Below are 17,447 nucleotides of genomic sequence, written 5' to 3' on the forward strand. Positions count from 1 at the left end.
AGAACGATCGACATTACGCATGAACCTGCAAACTGTCAATCGGCCCTACTTGGATCGCCTTGTACAATGCACCTGCGGCAGCGATTCCTCACCTCGAGCACCGGCAGACACTGCACGTTACACTTGGGCCTGCTCACACTATTGAGCGGTGAACTGTTGCGTCCGGTTGGCCACCACTCGGCGTTGCTCGTCGTTTACATGGGAATGACCAAACCTCTCGCCACGCACGATTATCAGCGAGACCAACCTCTGCCCAGTGAGAGGGATCGAAACGATGAAAATGACCGAGGACAAGGGAAACGCGCGTTACGTCATCAACGCCCATGCGCCGGGCCGGGTGACGATCAATCACAGCGTCTACACCCGTAGCCTGGTGATCGGGCCGCAACGGCTGGTTGCCGAGTGGCGGCCACGCAACCTGGACGAACTGGAAAGCGAAGATATCGACGTCGTACTGGAGGGCGCCCCCGATATCGTCCTGCTCGGCACGGGTAATCGGCAACGCTTTCCGGCAACCGAGATTCTGCGCCGTTTCGCCGAAGCGGGCGTCGGATGCGAAGTCATGGACAATGCCGCCGCCTGCCGCACCTATACCGTATTAATGGCAGAGCAGCGCCGTGTGATCGCCGCCCTGCTACTGGCCGACTGAGCCCGGCTGCGGGCTTCAGTCCTGCAACAAGGCCTCTTCCGAGAAACCCGTCGACTCCAGGGTCCTGCGCAGATGGCGCAACGCCTCCATCTGGATCTGCCGCGCACGTTCACGCGTCACACCCAAAGCACGCCCGACCTCCTCCAGCGTCGCCTTTTCGTAACCGAGCAGACCAAAACGCCGAACGATCACCTCGCGTTGCTTGGCGTCCAGTTCGTCGAGCCAGGACGAAACGTAGTGCACAATACTCTCGTCCTGCAATTGTTCGGAAGGCTCCTGTGACTGTTCGTCCGGAATGACTTCCGACAGCGAACGTCCGCCCTCCTTGCCCACCGGCACATCCATGGAGGACGCCCGTTCGCTAAGGCGCAGCAGGCGCTTGATGTCATCCAGCGGACGTCCCAGACTCTCCGCGACCTCCGGCAGGGTCGGCTCGCGCTTGAGTTGCTGGGTCAGCGCGCGGACGGTACGTAGATAGGCGTTGAGATCCTTGACCACATGGATCGGCAAACGAATAGTGCGCGTCTGGTTCATGATCGCGCGCTCGATGGTCTGGCGGATCCACCAGGTAGCATAGGTGGAGAAACGGAACCCCCTTTCGGGATCGAATTTTTCAACGGCGCGGATCAGACCAAGATTGCCTTCCTCGATCAGATCCAGGAATGCCAGCCCACGGTTCATATAGCGTCTGGCGATCTTCACCACCAGGCGTAGATTGCAAACGATCATCTTGTTGCGTCCGACCGGATCGCCCTTGCGCGCGAGACGCGCGTAATAAACCTCCTCTTCCGGCGTGAGCAACTTCGAATACTCGATCTCACGCAGATAGAGGCGCGTCGCATCGAGTTCTGCCGGAGGTGCCTCGAGACTCGTCAGCCGAGCATCGTCTTCCTCGGCGTCATCGTCGTCACCCGAAGGTTTCGAGACACTATTCTCATCGCTGAGTTCTTCATCCACGACGCTCAGATCGCCATCGTCGGGTTCATTGTCTCCGGGATGCAACAGCATCTCCACTTCGTCGTTCTCACCCGCCTCCATGGGCCGTGTCCCTCCAATCGTTTGAGCGTTGCAGGCTCTATCTATGCTGCCGCGGCAGGTAACGCAGGGGATCGACCGGCTCGCCGTCACGGCGAATTTCGAAGTGCAGCGTGGGTCGGTGAATATTCGTCCCGCTGCGCCCCATGGTCGCAATCTCCTGCCCCTGCCTGACCACGTCTCCTTCGTGGACCAGCAGCTTCTCGTTATGGGCGTATGCCGTCAGGTAGCGCTCATTATGCTGGATAATCAGCAATTTTCCATAGCTAGGGAGTCCACTGCCGCTGTACACCACCTGCCCGGCGGCGGCGGCGACGACAGGTTCTCCCATTCGCCCGGTGATATCGATACCTCGACTACCTCCGGAACCCGATGTAAAACGTTCGCTGAGTTTGCCTTTGGCCGGCCAGATCCAATGCAGCACGGCATGCGCAGAAGCCTCCGAAGACGACCGATGCGCGATGTGCGCGGATGGCCGTGCAGGACTGGCACGGCGCCTAGCGGCGGAAACATGGACTTTCGGCTCGCGAACCGGCGCCGCCTTGACCGTCCGCCTGGACACCGCGTAACGCGCGCCAGGCGGTGGATTCATGCGCAGCCGCTGGCCCGGATAAATGATGTACGGCGCCGAAATCCCATTCCATCTGGCGAGTTCCCGATAGTTCAGGTCGAAGCGCCAGGCGATCGAGTACAGCGTATCGCCAGGGTGCACCTGATAGTAGCCTGGATGGAACCTCACCCCGGAGTACGGCAGTACGGCACATCCGCCCAACGACAGTGCCAGCACAAGCGACAGCAGTCCGCTGTGGCGCCGTACCCGCATCAGTCACGCACGTTCAGCCAAATCAACAATATCGCTACCGCCAGCACGCTCAACCATCCCAACCATTCGACCCAGCGCCTGATCCAAGGTTCCACACGCGGCCCGAAGCGGGCAATCAGAGCGGCGACCAGCATGAAACGCGCGCCGCGGCCGATGAACGATGCGAAAACGAACGGCAGCAACGGCATGCTCATCGCACCGGCAGTAACGGTGAACACCTTATACGGCAAGGGCGAAAAACCCGCCACGAACACGATCCAGACACCGTATTCTCGAAACCAGCCCTCGACCCGCAGCACCTGCGCCCAGTAGCCGGCGTCCCTGATCAGCGGTGTGATCAGGTCGAAGGCCAACCAGCCGAGCAGGTAGCCCAGCAGGCCTCCCAGCGTCGAAAATGCCGTGGTCAGCATCCCCAGGCGCAACGCTTTGTTCGGACGTGCCACGCATAGCGGGATCAACAGCACGTCGGGCGGCACCGGGAAGAACGCGGATTCGGCAAAACTCAGCGCGGCCAGATACCGCGGCGCGTGGCGATGCGCAGCCCAACTCATTACACGTGCATAAAGCGATGCGAACATGAGTCAGGCGTCCAGGCCGCGGCGCAGTGGAACGAAACTGACTGGTTCGACCACCTGGCGCACGTAGGAGCGATTCTCACGCCGCACCACCATCAACTGCTGCGCACCTTCCGAACCGACGGGACCGATCAAGCGACCTTCCGGAACCAACTGATCGAGCAGGCTCTGCGGAATCTCGTCAGGCGCCGCGGTCATCACGATCGCATCGAACGGCGCCTCCTCCGACCAACCCCAACTGCCGTCGCTGGTGCGGAAACGAATATTGCCGAAACCCACTTCAAGAAGCAGTCTGCGCGCCCTCTCCGCCAGCGCGACAATACGCTCGACGGTGTATACCTGCGGCACCACCTGCGCCAGCACCGCCGCCTGGTAGCCGGAGCCGGTACCGATCTCCAGAACCCGCTGCGGACGCCCGGCCTGCAGTACGAGTTCCGTCATGCGCGCGACGATATAGGGTTGAGAAATCGTCTGCCCATAGCCGATCGGCAGAGCCGTATCCTCATACGCGCGGCTGGCCAGAGCCTCTTCCACGAAAAGATGACGCGGGGTCGCGCGCATGACTGACAGCACCCGCGTATCCCTGATACCCAGTTCCTCCAGGCGGGCGACCATACGGTCGCGGGTGCGCTGGGAGGTCATGCCGATGCCGTGGTGAGGCGCCCTGCTCACAAGGTGCACCTATCCAGCCACTGCGCCAGAGGTTCGACCGCATCGCTGCGTGTGAGGTCGACCTTGAGCGGTGTGACCGAAATGCATTTTTCGTTCAAAGCATGAAAGTCGGTCCCCGGCCCGGCATCCTGCTCGGCTCCCGCCGTCCCGACCCAGTACACCGGGCGGCCGCGCGGATCCTCCGTGCGAACGACCCCTTCGGCGCGATGCCGATGTCCAAGGCGCGTCGCGCGCATACCGCGAATTTCGCTCCACGGCAGATCGGGAACGTTGACATTGAGGATCGAATCGGCCGGCAGTGGATCGGCGTCCAGCCGCCCGATCAACGCCAGCACCGCGCGCACCGCGCTATCAAAATGCCGAGGTTGATAGCTGTTCATCGATACCGCCATCGCGGGCAGGCCCAGGAAACGGCCCTCCATGGCTGCAGCCACCGTACCCGAATAGAGCACGTCATCGCCGAGATTGGAGCCGTGATTGATTCCCGAAACGACCATATCGGGTTCATGTTCGAGCAGGCCGGTGATGGCCAGATGCACGCAGTCGGTGGGTGTACCATCCACACGCACATAGCCGTTGGGCAGGGTTTCGGCACGCAGCGGCCGGATCAACGTCAGCGAATTGCTCGCACCGCTGCGGTCGCGGTCGGGGGCGACGACAGTCACCTCTCCAAGCGCGCGCAAGCCTTCCGCCAGAGCCGCCAGACCGTCCGACAAATAGCCGTCGTCGTTGCTAACCAGAAAGTTCATATACTCCTCACCGCTCTGCGGCGCTAATATACTGCAAAAGGCCTTCGACCGCCCCGGCGTCCCGCATCGGCTACGCCGACTCGGCGCGGGAGCGCCATATTACGAAGACGCATTCGCGTGGGATCGCCCATGTCCGACATCGACGAAGACGACCGACACCTGTTCCGAGAGACCGTAGGCAACGTCAAACGCTTGAGCCACGACCGCCGCGAGCATACCCCGCCTCAGCGTCCTGCGCTGCCGCGGCAGCGCGAAATGGAGACGCGCGAGGTCATGCTCAGCCTGAAACACGACCCACAGGCGCATACTGACGAACAGCCTGGCGACCCGGTCTTCTACGCCCGCAGCTTCCTGCCACGCAGCGTCGGCCGCCGTCTGCGCCGTGGACATTATCGAATCGATGCCGAACTCGATCTGCACGGCATGAATATCGGTGAAGCTCGCCGCTCGCTCCTGCAATTCATCCATGAGGCGCGTCAGCACGGCGCAGGCTGCGTGCGCATCATCCACGGCAAGGGTTGGCGTTCGGGCAACGCCGGCCCCGTGCTCAAACCCAACGTCAACTACTGGCTGCGCCAGATCGATGAAATCCTGGCATTTTCATCGGCCACACCAGCCGATGGCGGCACCGGCGCCGTATACGTATTGCTCAAGGCATTCTGATGCCAGAGCCATTGAAACTTGATCAAGGTCAATTTGGCGGCATTACCGTTACGCCATACTCGCCCTGACTCCGAGTAGGTACTGAGCACAACAACTCAAGTTTCAGTGCGAAAGGCTCAATCAGGAACGGAATTCGTCTACATCAATCCCGAGGAGAGGAGACTATGGTCCCGAGCGATCTCGTCGTAGAACTATCGCGTTGGCAGTTCGCTGCTACCGCGCTTTATCACTTTATGTTCGTCCCCTTAACTCTGGGGTTGAGCTTCATCCTAGTCGCCATGGAAACGGTCTATGTAGTGACCGGACGTCAGATTTACAAAGACATGACGATGTTCTGGGGCAAGCTGTTTGCCATCAACTTCGCCCTTGGCGTCGCGACCGGCCTTACCATGGAGTTCGAGTTCGGTACCAACTGGTCCACCTACTCGTACTACGTGGGCGACATCTTCGGCGCTCCGCTGGCCGTCGAAGGTCTTATGGCCTTCTTCATGGAATCAACCTTCGTCGGCATGATGCTGCTCGGGTGGCACCGTCTGAACAAGGTTCAGCATCTGACCGTCACTTGGCTGGTCGCCCTCGGCTCGAACCTTTCCGCACTATGGATCCTGGTCGCCAACGGCTTCATGCAGGATCCTCAGGGCTCTGTATTCAACCCCTTCACCCAGCGCATGGAACTGACCAGTTTCATGCAACTGATCATGAACCCCGACGCACAGGCCAAGTTTGTTCATACCTCGCTGGCCGGCTATGTGACCGGCGCGATGTTCGTGGTCGGCATCAGCGCTTGGTATCTAGCCCGCAAGCGCCACATCGAACTTGCTCGTCGTTCGCTACGCATGGCCTCTCTGTTCGGCGTCATTTCCGTCGTCGGTGTCATCACCCTTGGCGATGCGCTGGGTTTTATTGACGGCGGCAAGCAGCCGACCAAGCTCGCCGCGATGGAAGGCCTGTGGAAAACCGAGAAAGCTCCTGCGCCATTCAATCTGATCGCTTTCCCCAACCAGGAAGCGCAGAAGAACGACTTCGCCATTCAGATACCTGGTCTGCTATCGATACTGGTGAAACATGATTTCACATCGAGCGTCACCGGCATCGACCAGCTAGAACAGGAAGCGGTTTCGCGTATCAAGAACGGCATTCCTGCTCTGAAGGCGCTCGAAAGCATTCAGCAGCAGCTCAGTCAGAACCCCGATCTGGCCAACGCAAATGCGCGCAAAAACGATCCCACCCTGCAACAATCGCTGGCTCAGTTTGACGCGCACAAGAAAGATCTGGGCTACGCCTATCTGCTCAAGTACTACGCTCCGGATGTGAGCAAGGCAACGCCCGCGCAAATCGAACTGGCAGCCAAGAAATCGATACCTGAAGTTTGGATCGTCTTCTGGGCCTTCCGCATCATGGTAGCACTCGGATTCCTCATGCTGTTCTTCCTAATCTGGGGCACGCTGCTATCGCTGCGAGGACAGGAAAGGAACAGCCCGATGTTCCTGAGGCTCGCACCGTGGATGATCCCAGCTGGTTTCCTCGCCTGCGAATTTGGCTGGATCACGGCCGAAATGGGTCGCCAGCCGTGGACGGTCTACGAAACACTCCCGACTTGGCTCTCGGCTTCCACCCACAGCGTAAGTTACATGGCTTTCTCGCTGATAGGCTTCGTGTCTCTGTACAGCATCTTTATCGTGGTCGAGATGTACCTAATGTTCAAATTCGCGCGCAAGGGTCCTGACGAGCATGGCACTGGCGGCGGCAGTCTCGCCGGCGAACCTGCCTTTGCGCGGCCTGTCCAGACCCTGAACCGCGACTGATCCCAGACGGAGCATTCATCATGGAAGTCATAACCGCATATGCAATATTGAAAGTCGTCTGGTGGATCCTGCTCGGCGTCTTGTTTGCCGGCCTAGCCATCATGGTCGGCATGGACATGGGCGTCGGCACCATCCTGCGCTTCGTCGGCCGTACCGACGACGAACGCCGCGTGGCGCTCAACATCATTGGCCCGCACTGGGACGGCAACCAGGTGTGGTTCATCCTCGGCGGCGGCGCAATTTTCGCCGCCTGGCCCACCATCTACGCCACTGCCTTCTCCGGTCTATATGTCGTAATGCTGCTCCTGCTATGGTCGATGATCGTACGCCCACTGGGCTTCGAATATCGTAGCAAGCTGCCAACGCCCGGCTGGCGCAACGTATGGGACTGGACGCTGTTCATCAGCGGCTTCCTGCCCATGCTGGTCTACGGCGCCGCCTTCGGTAACGTGATGGTTGGCTTTCCTTTCCACTACAGCCTGCAAGGCACGGCCGTTTCGGTGTACACGGGCAGCTTCATCACCCTGTTCAACCCCTTTGCGGTATTGATGGGCCTACTGTCGGTCTCTCTGTCCGTCTACATGGGCGCGGCAATGCTGATGGGGCGGTCCGCAGGGGCCATGAAGGAACGCGCACGGACGCTAGTGACTATCGCTGGCCCAGTCGCGCTCGTGCTGTTCACCATTGGTGGTATCTGGGTCGCGATGATGAAGGGGTTCACTTTCAACGGCCCGGTGGACCCCAACATGCCCGCCAACCCGACAATCGGCTTGCCGATCGTGCAGGAATCAGGCGCATGGCTACACAACTTCAAGTCAGTGCCGATCTTGTGGATTCTGCCGCTGTTGACCTATGCCGCTGTGGTAATCGGCTTCTTCGCTGCGCGCGCCGATCATTTCCAGCTGACATGGTGGTCCGGCGCGGTGGCTTGGATAGGCGTATTGGGCACCGTTGGCGCAGCCACATTCCCCTTCTTGATGCCTTCCTATACGGATCCCGCACATAGTCTAACCGTGTGGAATTCAGGTTCCAGCGAAACGACGTTGTGGTGGATGCTCGGTTGGAGTCTCGTTTTCACCCCTGCGATCCTTGCCTACACCAGCTGGTGCTTCTGGGTGATGCGCGGCAAAGTCAGCGCAGAACACGTCAAGGCCGACGAGCACGCTTATTGATTCTCCCGGCTTTTGCTTGCACGGTTAATATAGGAGACAACCCATGCTTGTGAGGTTCATCATCTATTCGATCATCGCCTTGGTGACTCTGCTTTTGGTCATCATATTGGGCGATTACGGCCCTTGGTATTTCGCCTGGATCGTCGGCACCGTGATGATCGTGCTGATCTCGGCCGCAGGCGGCGCCATGCTCGACACCCAGATCGAGCACGAAAACAAACAGCAGTAAATGCCTGAGTGGCTTGCCGGGCGGAGTACTCCGCCCGGCCATCTCAAGGCCAAAAGGTCCCAACCACCGAACTCACTCCGATATTGCCGCCCCGCCCCGGAAACCGGAGCGAATAAAAACCACTACGCGGCGCTAGCAGCCTGTTCAGAAACGCGCGAGAGGCGACAGGCCAGATGCAAATCGACTTGAACGCGCAGTACATATGAGCATTCCGAGTCGACTTACAGCGCCGCATCATCACCCGCAAGCGCTTTTCGACAGGCTGTCAGGTCTCTCTCCCCGTGCGACACGCACCGCTGGAAACTCACTGACCGGCGACGACGACATACGACTGGGTCCCCTTCAGACCACGGATTGCGTAGGATGCAGGGGATATTTGAATGTCCTTTTCGATTAAGAACGACCTCCGCCTGGCGGGCTCCTCCCTCCCAAACAGGCTGAGAGGCGATAACACAACCAGGGGAAATTCCGACGCCATGCCATCGAACCGTAAACTGAACCTCCTCGCCAACACACTTGCCCTGCTCGGCGGGGCCGGCATATTCGCCCTGATTCTCATGTACCCCTGGACCGTGGCTCTCAGCGGCCCCGTTGTCAGGGAATCTCTATTCGTACTTATGGTCCTTGGAGGCGCTCTCGGCTTCGCTTATGGGCTGGGATTTCGCGCAGAAACCGGTATTTTCGGCTTCATACTGTCACCGGTGACCGTATTTGTGGTGATGGCTGCAGCCCTGCTATGGATAGCCTATGCCCTCGTGACCGGACCACAGCAACTGCCCTGAACCTAACTTTCGGACAGATACACTGCTTGCTCTAAACTTTGGTAAGGTTAACCCATGGCATGACAGATTGGCATCAATGACACAATGTCATACATTTATTGTGACACTCACAGGACAAGCCGTTGTTTCTACGGCCCGGAACGCCAATCACTGCCTGGCCCGATGTTTGCTTTAACAAGCCGCTTTGACATTTTCATTACAGCTGCAACTGATAGACCACCTCAATCAACTACATTGGAGCGGACCACCCATGGCACATATCGTCATTCTCGGCGCAGGAACCGGCGGCATGCCCGCCGCGTATGAAATGCGCGAGGCACTGGGCAAGGGACACGAAATCACCGTCATCAACAGCAACGAATATTTCCAATTCGTTCCATCCAATCCCTGGATCGGCGTCGGCTGGCGCAAACGCGACGACATCACCTTCCCAATCCGTCCCTATCTTGAACGCAAGGGCATCGAGTTCATTGCCCAGACGGCCACCGAAATCGACGCCGAAGGCAATCGCCTGACGCTGGCCAACGGTGAAACCGTCGACTACGACTACCTGATCATCACCACCGGCCCGAAACTCGCTTTCGAAGAGGTGGAAGGCTCCGGACCCCACGGTGGGCATACCCATTCGGTGTGCACCGTCGATCATGCCGAAACCGCTTATGACGACTACCAGAAGCTGCTTGACGAGCCAGGTCCGGTGGTCGTCGGCGCCATGCCTGGCGCCAGTTGCTTCGGCCCCGGCTACGAATTCGCCTTTATCGTCGAATCGGACCTGCGCAAGCGCAAGATGCGGCCGAAGGTTGAAATGACCTACGTCACCAGCGAGCCGTATATCGGCCACTTGGGCCTGGGCGGTGTGGGCGATTCCAAGGGCCTGCTCGAGAGCGCCCTGCGCGAACGCCACATCAAGTGGATCACCAACGCCAAGGTGACCAAGGTCGAAGAAGACAAAATGCTTGTCGACGAACTGGACGAAGACGGCAACGTCAAGAAACAGCACGAACTGCCGTTCAAGTTCTCGATGATGCTGCCATCCTTCAAAGGCGTCGACGCCGTGGCCAATGTCGAAGGATTGTGCAACCCGCGCGGCTTCGTGATCGTCGACGACTATCAGCGCAGCCCAAAATACCCCAATATCTACTCGGCCGGCGTCTGCATCGCCATCCCGCCGGTAGAGAAGACGCCTGTCGCCACAGGCGCACCCAAGACCGGCTACATGATCGAATCGATGGTCACCGCCATTGTCCAAAACGTGAAACAGGAACTCAGCGGCGAGCAGCCGACGCATACCGGCACCTGGAATGCCATCTGCCTGGCCGACATGGGCGACACCGGCGCCGCCTTCGTCGCGCTGCCGCAGATTCCGCCGCGCAACGTCAACTGGTTCAAGGAAGGCAAGTGGGTGCACGTCGCCAAGATCGCCTTTGAAAAGTACTTCATGCGCAAGATGAAGAAGGGTTCATCCGAACCTATCTACGAGAAGTACGTGCTTAAGGCGCTCGGCATCGAGCGAATCGGCAAGCGCTAGACCTTGCCGCAAGGGCCGGCTGGAACCACCAGCCGGCCCTGTCCAGAGGCGCCTAGCGGGAAGACGCGTCCCTATATTCCAACAGGTCGCGCAGCACAGCCGTGGCAAACGCCCCGGCCGGCAGCATGAATTCGAGCATCAGGCTGTGGTCGGCCTCATCCAGCGACCAGTGCAGATTTTTCGGGCAAAGGCGCAGCGGCCGGCGCTCCTGACGCAGCCCCGCCGCGACCAGGCCTCTCGCCAATACGTCCGCCTCTCCTAGTACATCCGCTTCCACCTGCGCAGCAGCATTGCGACAAGGCGGCTCCCCCTCCCCCCAGAGCGCTCCGGAGGGATGTATGTCATGTGCGGCCAGCCGCTGTTCCAGCTCTGTATCGACCGCATCAGCCACGAAAAAACTGTTCGAACCGTCCAGCATGACCGCCTCTCCGGGAAGCAGCTTGTCCCAACAGTTATCCGCTACCCGCCGGGCGAGAATGCCGTTGAAAACGGCACTTCTCGCTGCCGAGAGATACAATCCGCGGCGTTTCCGGTCACGTTCCGGATGCCCTGAAAACATCCGCACGGCCGCCTCCAGATTCGCCGCACCACGCCCGAAGCGCTGCTCGCCGAAATAGTTCGGCACACCGCGCTCCACAACCGAACGCAAACGCTGTTCGAGCAAGGGCGCATCGATCTCCAGTTCCCGCATGCGCAGTACAAAACGATTCCCGCGCAATCCGCCCACGCGCAACTTGCGCGAGTGGCGTGAGCTGCGCAGCACCCGCACATGCTCGGTTTCGAACCCTGATGGCGGCGCCTCCCCGCCCACACCTCCCGGCAGGTGCACGCTGAACCATTGACGTGTCAGTGCGTGCCGGTCCTTGCGCCCGGCGTACCCGACCGCCATGGGTTTCACGCCGGCGGCACGGGCGAGTCGCTTGGCCACCGCTTCGGTATTCTCCACACGCTTCTCGACCCACAGCCAAAGGTGCTCGCCGGCTCCCTCCGGCTCTTGCACCGGCACCTCCTCGACAATGAAGTCCTCGGCCTGGCCGCGGATCACTCCCCGTCCTGCAACCTGACCGGAGCGCGGCAGCTCGGCCACACGGGCCCACGCGCGCCACGACGGCTCGGAAACGGCATCGTTCATATGGAAATCCCTTAAGTCGACTGGAGGAGCAACGGCGACAGGTATGCCGGCTCGAAATGGATTTCAGCTGCGCACTACACGGTCACGCAGATACACAGGCTGAGCGTCGGCCGCTTCAACAGCCTCGCCCTCTTTCCAGGCTCGACGCCCCAGAACCAGCGCATGCACGGCATGCGGCAGGCTGTCGGGCAGCGTACGACTGAGTCCCAAACGCTGCGCCAACGCCTCAGGATAGGCAGAAAAACCACTGCCGGCTCCGATCCAGGGGCCGTCATGGAGCGCTGGAACAGCCTCGGGTGCAATCACCGATTCCTGCCCGATCGCGACCGCAACACCGTCGCTATCGGACAGATAAGTTCCCCAATACACTTCACCCATGCGGGCGTCGAACGCGACCGCCACATGCCCGGCGCCCGCCTCGACTGCGCCCTGCGCCACAATCGCCAGACTGGATACCGGCAACACCGGCCGGCCGACCGAGAACGCCAGCCCCTGCACCACTCCCACAGCGATGCGTACGCCGGTGAATGCTCCCGGACCGCGCCCCATCACAAAGGCATCGACATCGGACATTCCCAGGCCTGCGTCCTTCAGTACCGCTTCCACCATGGGCAGCACCAGGCGAGTGTGCTCGCGGGGCGCCACCTCGTGGCGCACGAACACTTCCGTTCCCGCGCCGAGCGCGACGGAACAGGCGTCCGAACTCGTTTCGACGGCCAGCATCACGGAGGGTTGGTTCATGAAACACCTTCACCCGCATCGGCACCGGCCTCGACCGGCTCGTGCGCAAGGAACTCGATGACCTCCGCCTGCTCGCGCGTCACCGGCGCCGGCGGAAGACTGTTGCGGAACACGCTGCCATAACCGCCCTGATCCAGGCGAGGATCACACACGACAAGCACGCCGCGGTCATTCACGTCACGGATCAATCGTCCTACGCCCTGTTTGAAGGCGATCACCGCACGCGGCAGATGATAGTCGCGAAAGGGATTGCCGCCGCGGGCGCGCAGCGCATCGGAACGCGCCTTGAGCAACGGGTCATCGGGCGAGGCGAATGGCAACTTGTCCATGGTCACGCAGGACAGCGCTGCGCCCTGTACGTCCACACCCTCCCAGAAGCTCTGCGCACCCAGCAACACGGCGTTGCCGGCCTCCCGGAAACGCTCCAGCAGTTCACGTCTGGAGGCACTGCCCTGCACCAGCAACGGGCGTTGCGTCGCATCGGCCAGCAGGCCGGCCGCGATCTGCAGCGCACGATGGCTGGTGAAGAGCAGGAACGTACCCCCCGGGTTGGCCTCGATCACCGGCAGCACGGCCTGTATCACGGCCTGCGTGTAGCGGGGCGTGTTCGGCTGCGGCAGATTCTGTGGCCGGTACACCAGCGCCTGATGGGCATAGTCGAAGGGACTGCCCAGTTGCAGGCTGCGCGGCGTCCCCAGGCCCAGTTGGGCACAGAAATGGCTGAAATCGTCCGCCACGGCCAGCGTGGCGGAAGTGAATATCCAGGCCGCCGGATAGCGCGCCTTGTGCTTGGCGAAGGTCTGAGCGACCTCGAGCGGCGTGAGATTCAGCGAAAAGCTGCGCAGATGCGTCTCGCACCAGCGCACCGCGTCGACCTCGGGTTCGAGAAAGCGTTCCAGGCGCTCCGCCGCCACCGCAGCGCGGCGCGCCACGGCCTGCAATGCCCGGCCGCGTTCAGCGACCGCATCCAGATCTTCGCGCAAGGTACCGACGGCGGCGACCAGCTCATCCATCGCCTCGGGGATTCCCTCGCGCGCACTCAACGCGTCCCAGGCCTGACGGGCCGCTCCGCTGCCCAGAGCGGCGCGCATGCCGCGCACGGCATACTCCAGATCCCGCGCCCGATCGCGCAGTTCGGGCTGGTCCGGCGCCTCGTTCAGGCCGGCGGCGAGCGAGTCGCGGGCCAACTCGGCCAACACGCGACTGCTGACGCTCATGCCGAAAAAGTTGGAAGCCACCTCCGGCAGCTGATGCGCCTCGTCCAGGATGAAAGCGTTGGCGCTGGGCAGAATCTCGCCGAAGCCCTCCTCCTTCAATGACAGGTCGGCAAAGAACAGATGATGATTGATTACCACCACGTCCGCCTCCTGCGCGCTGCGCCGCGCCTGCAACACGTGGCAGTCCCCGATGTCCGGACATTCCTGCCCCAGGCAGTTCTCCGCCGTCGAGGTCACCTTGGGCCAGATCGGCGCCCCTTCCGGCACGCTCGCCAGCCCGGCCGTATCGCCGTCCGGCGTACGCCGCGCCCAGGTTTCGATCTGGCGCAACTGCGCGGCGTCCTCGACCTCGCGCCCGGCACTGAACTCGGCGTACTGGCGCAGCCGGTAGCGGCACAGATAATTGGAACGCCCCTTGAGAAGCGCACAGCGAACGTCGCGCCGCAGCGCGCGGCGCACCACCGGAAGGTCCTTGCGGAACAACTGGTCCTGCAGATTCTTGGTACCGGTCGACACGATCACCTTGCCGCCGCTGGCCAACGCGGGCAATAGATAGGCGAAGGTCTTGCCCACGCCCGTGCCGGCCTCGACCACCAGCGTGTCGTCGGCGCCGAGCGCTTCGGCCACCGCCTCCGACATTTCCACCTGCTGCGCCCGCGGCACAAATCCGGGCAGAGTCTCGACCAAGGGGCCATCGTGCGCGAACAGCTCGCGCACGCGCCCGAGCAAATCGCTCTCGCTCATGCCGACAGCCACGGTGACACGATTGACGTCGTCATCGCTTACAACGCTTCGGCACGCCGCTGCGCCTGCGCCGCGCCGGCCTTGTCGCCTAGAGCGTTGCGCGACGCCCCGATGATGCGCCAGTTCATTTTCTGCAACGCGGCATCGCCAACGGCGTAGCCATTGGACTTGAACGCGCAGGTCTCGGCCTGACGATACTCGCCCTGGCTGTAGCGCACCGCCGCAAGACGCTGCCAGAGCAACGGATTGCGCGGCGCAATGTTGAGCGCGCGCTCGAGTTGCCGCGAAGCCTGCGGCCAGTCGCGGGCACGCGCGGCGCGGTCCGCCGCTTCGGCCAAACTAAGCGCTGCCGCCGGCATGGCGCGCGCGTCGCGTATGGCCTTGGCCTGCATCCCGGACGGCGGTGCCGCCTGCGTTTCAGTTGGCGATGCCGAGCCCCGCGTACCGGGGCCTGAAGCGCAGCCGGCAAGCAACGCCAGCGTCAGCACCAGCGCGATGTGGAGAAAACGGATGTTCATTGCAGCAGTCCCTTGAACCATTCGATGGCCCGACGCACCGGACTGGCGCGGCAGGGTGAATCTCCCTTGGGTTCGCTCCCTTTGACGAAAGGCATCCACTGCGCGCCCGAACAATAGTCCTGCGTGCGCAGCCCGGTCTTCGGATCGATCGTCAGCCAGTCCACATTGGCCGGTTGGGTCATCTGCAGGGACTCGGCGTGAATCCCGCGCATGATCGAGGCCCAGATCGGCAACGCGCCGGTCGCCCCCGTAAGTCCGGTGGGCTTGTTGTCGTCGCGCCCCACCCAGACCACGGTCACCTCGCGACCACCGAAACCGGCAAACCAGCTGTCGCGCAAATCGTTGGTGGTACCCGTCTTGCCGGCGACCTCCATGCCTTGGGGCAACAGCTTGCGCAGCGACTGCGCAGTGCCGCGGCGCGTCACCTCATGCAAAGCGGCATCCAGCAGATACACCGCATCCGCGGGCGCCATCCGCTCTACCTTGAGCGGATAACGCTGCAGCGTATCGCCGCGCGGCCGGACCACCGCCTGAATCGCCCGCAGCGGTGCGCGATACCCGCCTGCCGCCAGCGTCTGGTACATCTGCGCGATCTCGATCGGCGGCACCGGCACCGCCCCCAGCAAAGTTGCGGGATAGTCCGGAATCGTCTGAGCGATGCCCAGATCGTGTGCCGTCTTGATCACCTCGGGCAAACCGAGATCGAGGCCGAGACGCGCGCTGGAAACGTTGTAGGAATGCACGAGCGCATCCATCAACGTGACTTCACCGTGGTTCTCTCGATCGTAATTCTGCGGCGTCCAGACCTTGCCCTGGCCATAGCGATAGGCCAACGGCTTGTCGTCCAGCAGAGTCGCCAGAGTGTAACGCGTCGGCTGCTCCAGCGCCGTCAGATAGGTGGCTGCCTTGAACAACGAGCCGATCGAACGGCGTGCGTCCAGGGCGCGGTTGAAACCGTCGACGTCGGCGCGACGCCCTCCGACCACGGCGTAGACTTCGCCGTTGCCGACCGAGGTCACCACGGCTGCGGCCTCCAGCGTGTCCCGCTTCATTCCATGCCGCTGTTCCAGCGCCCGCAAACCCTGATCTACGGCACGCTGGGCCGCCAGTTGCACCAGAGGACGCAAAGTGGTGTAAATCAGCAGGCCTTCCGTGCGCAGGTCGTCGGGCCGATAATCCCGCGCCAATTGCGCACGCACCAGATCGAGAAAGTCCGGGAACGGCGTCACGCTGGAAACCGGCTTGCGGATTACGCCGAGCGGCTCGGATTGCGCCCGGCGCATCGCGGCGGCGCTGATCTCGCCGGCCCGGGCCATTTCCTTCAACACCAAGTTGCGCCGGGCCAGCGCACGTTCGGGATGGCGACGCGGGTCGTAGTACGTCGGCCCCCGCACCAAGGCGACCAGCAAGGCAACCTGGGCGGTATCCAGGCGCTGCACCGGACGTCCGAAATAGAACTCGCTGGCCAAGCCGACGCCGTGGATCGCCCGCCGGCCGTCCTGCCCGAGGTAAACCTCGTTGAGATAGGTTTCGAGTATGGTGCGCTTGTGGTAGTGCAGCTCCAGCAACACCGCCATGATGGCTTCGTTGAACTTGCGCCACAGGCTGCGCCGGTTACTGAGATAGAAATTCTTGACCAACTGCTGCGTCAGCGTACTGCCGCCCTGCACGAAGCGCCGCGCCCGCAGATCCGCCACCAGCGCACGACCGATCGCAACCGGATCAACACCATGGTGCTGATAGAACCGGCGGTCCTCCACCGAGACCAACGCCTTGGGCAGCAGCGGCGGCAGCTCACTCATGCGCACCAGGATCCGATCCTCATGCGTCTGCGGATAAATCTTGGCAATCAGAATCGGGGCGAGTCGCGCCAGGGCCACTGCCTTCCCGTCGGCGCTGCTCAGACCTTGGAGACGACCTTCGGCGAAGCGCACACGCAAGATTCTCGACGGCTCGTCACCGTCGGGCGAGGAGAACCCCCGCGTATGAATCAGATAACCGCCGCCCAGCGCCTGATAGCTGCCCGGATTCGCAGCGCTGTTCCCACTCTGATGAAAATGCAGCAGGCGCAACGCCTCGCCCACGTCCGCACGGTCAATGCGTTCGCCCGTGTACAGCTCCAGAGGACTGGAGTACACACGGGCCGGCAACGCATAGCGCTTGGCTTCGAACTGGCTGACGATGAGATGGTTGAGATAGGCGACATACAGCCCCGCCGAAACGACGAATACGAGCAGCACCAGCCACGGCCAATGACGGCTGCGGCGGGTTTGGGCGGCGCGTTTCCTGGCCCTGACAGGCTTGCGCGACGGGCGCTTGCGCGGGCTTGAGGGTCTTCCCATGCGGAGGGGCTGGTGGCAGTTTGTCACGGCAAAGACGTATCATTATCCTTGTCGCCATTCGATACCACAAG

The 17,447-nt window shown here is 61.7% G+C and carries 17 protein-coding genes; 7 read left to right on the forward strand and 10 right to left on the reverse strand.

The features are described 5' to 3' along the window. The first annotated feature begins 274 nt into the window (after positions 1–274). Positions 275–649 (forward strand): Mth938-like domain-containing protein, encoded by a 375-nt coding sequence (locus tag P8014_RS03640; protein ID WP_337815949.1) that lies wholly within the window; start codon positions 275–277, stop codon positions 647–649. Positions 650–664: 15 nt separating this feature from the next. Here P8014_RS03640 and rpoS read toward each other — a convergent pair whose 3' ends face one another. The 5 genes from rpoS to surE all read right to left on the reverse strand — a co-directional run bounded on the left by rpoS (position 665) and on the right by surE (position 4,503). Further along, positions 665–1,657: an RNA polymerase sigma factor RpoS gene (gene rpoS / locus P8014_RS03645; protein ID WP_337815989.1), complete on the reverse strand. Its 993-nt coding sequence runs from the start codon at positions 1,655–1,657 to the stop codon at positions 665–667. Positions 1,658–1,724: 67 nt separating this feature from the next. Further along, positions 1,725–2,507: a peptidoglycan DD-metalloendopeptidase family protein gene (locus tag P8014_RS03650; RefSeq protein WP_337815950.1), complete on the reverse strand. Its 783-nt coding sequence runs from the start codon at positions 2,505–2,507 to the stop codon at positions 1,725–1,727. Further along, positions 2,507–3,085: a VTT domain-containing protein gene (locus P8014_RS03655; protein WP_337815951.1), complete on the reverse strand. Its 579-nt coding sequence runs from the start codon at positions 3,083–3,085 to the stop codon at positions 2,507–2,509. The genes P8014_RS03650 and P8014_RS03655 overlap by 1 nt, the downstream gene beginning before the upstream one ends. Positions 3,086–3,088: 3 nt before the next feature. Then, on the reverse strand, positions 3,089–3,724 hold the full coding sequence (locus P8014_RS03660; RefSeq protein ID WP_337815990.1) for a protein-L-isoaspartate(D-aspartate) O-methyltransferase: 636 nt from the start codon (positions 3,722–3,724) through the stop codon (positions 3,089–3,091). Between the two features lie 26 nt (positions 3,725–3,750). Continuing rightward, positions 3,751–4,503, reverse strand: coding sequence for a 5'/3'-nucleotidase SurE (gene surE, locus P8014_RS03665; RefSeq protein WP_337815952.1), 753 nt, complete (start codon positions 4,501–4,503; stop codon positions 3,751–3,753). A 129-nt stretch (positions 4,504–4,632) separates the two neighbouring features. Here surE and P8014_RS03670 point away from each other — a divergent pair, with 129 nt between their 5' ends. The 6 genes from P8014_RS03670 (at position 4,633) to P8014_RS03695 (ending at position 10,682) form a co-directional block, all read left to right on the forward strand. After that, complete coding sequence (locus P8014_RS03670) at positions 4,633–5,166, forward strand: Smr/MutS family protein (RefSeq protein ID WP_337815953.1); 534 nt, start codon at positions 4,633–4,635, stop codon at positions 5,164–5,166. 164 nt (positions 5,167–5,330) lie between these two features. Continuing rightward, on the forward strand, positions 5,331–6,971 hold the full coding sequence (locus tag P8014_RS03675) for a cytochrome ubiquinol oxidase subunit I (RefSeq protein WP_337815954.1): 1,641 nt from the start codon (positions 5,331–5,333) through the stop codon (positions 6,969–6,971). Positions 6,972–6,991: 20 nt separating this feature from the next. Then, positions 6,992–8,143, forward strand: a complete 1,152-nt coding sequence (gene cydB, locus P8014_RS03680) for a cytochrome d ubiquinol oxidase subunit II (RefSeq protein ID WP_337815955.1) — start codon at positions 6,992–6,994, stop codon at positions 8,141–8,143. A 43-nt stretch (positions 8,144–8,186) separates the two neighbouring features. Beyond that, positions 8,187–8,372 (forward strand): hypothetical protein, encoded by a 186-nt coding sequence (locus P8014_RS03685; RefSeq protein ID WP_337815956.1) that lies wholly within the window; start codon positions 8,187–8,189, stop codon positions 8,370–8,372. 380 nt (positions 8,373–8,752) lie between these two features. After that, positions 8,753–9,154, forward strand: a complete 402-nt coding sequence (locus tag P8014_RS03690; RefSeq protein ID WP_337815957.1) for a hypothetical protein — start codon at positions 8,753–8,755, stop codon at positions 9,152–9,154. A 250-nt stretch (positions 9,155–9,404) separates the two neighbouring features. Continuing rightward, entirely contained in the window at positions 9,405–10,682 is a 1,278-nt protein-coding gene (locus P8014_RS03695) for an FAD/NAD(P)-binding oxidoreductase (RefSeq protein WP_337815958.1), read from the forward strand. 52 nt (positions 10,683–10,734) lie between these two features. Here the strand turns inward: P8014_RS03695 and truD are convergent, their stop codons facing one another. The 5 genes from truD to mrcB all read right to left on the reverse strand — a co-directional run bounded on the left by truD (position 10,735) and on the right by mrcB (position 17,376). Continuing rightward, a complete protein-coding gene (gene truD, locus P8014_RS03700; RefSeq protein WP_337815959.1) occupies positions 10,735–11,814 on the reverse strand; it encodes a tRNA pseudouridine(13) synthase TruD in 1,080 nt (359 codons plus the stop codon). A 63-nt stretch (positions 11,815–11,877) separates the two neighbouring features. Continuing rightward, entirely contained in the window at positions 11,878–12,555 is a 678-nt protein-coding gene (gene tsaB, locus P8014_RS03705) for a tRNA (adenosine(37)-N6)-threonylcarbamoyltransferase complex dimerization subunit type 1 TsaB (protein WP_337815960.1), read from the reverse strand. Continuing rightward, on the reverse strand, positions 12,552–14,516 hold the full coding sequence (locus P8014_RS03710) for an ATP-dependent DNA helicase (RefSeq protein ID WP_337815961.1): 1,965 nt from the start codon (positions 14,514–14,516) through the stop codon (positions 12,552–12,554). The genes tsaB and P8014_RS03710 overlap by 4 nt, the downstream gene beginning before the upstream one ends. Positions 14,517–14,554: 38 nt before the next feature. Further along, positions 14,555–15,034 carry a hypothetical protein gene (locus P8014_RS03715; RefSeq protein ID WP_337815962.1) on the reverse strand — a complete coding sequence of 160 codons (480 nt, stop codon included), beginning with the start codon at positions 15,032–15,034 and terminating at the stop codon, positions 14,555–14,557. Continuing rightward, positions 15,031–17,376: a penicillin-binding protein 1B gene (mrcB, locus tag P8014_RS03720; RefSeq protein WP_337815963.1), complete on the reverse strand. Its 2,346-nt coding sequence runs from the start codon at positions 17,374–17,376 to the stop codon at positions 15,031–15,033. The genes P8014_RS03715 and mrcB overlap by 4 nt, the downstream gene beginning before the upstream one ends. Between the last annotated feature and the right edge of the window lie 71 nt (positions 17,377–17,447).

The sequence above is a fragment of the Acidihalobacter sp. genome (assembly GCF_037381185.1).
Taxonomy (GTDB): Bacteria; Pseudomonadota; Gammaproteobacteria; order DSM-5130; family Acidihalobacteraceae; genus Acidihalobacter_A.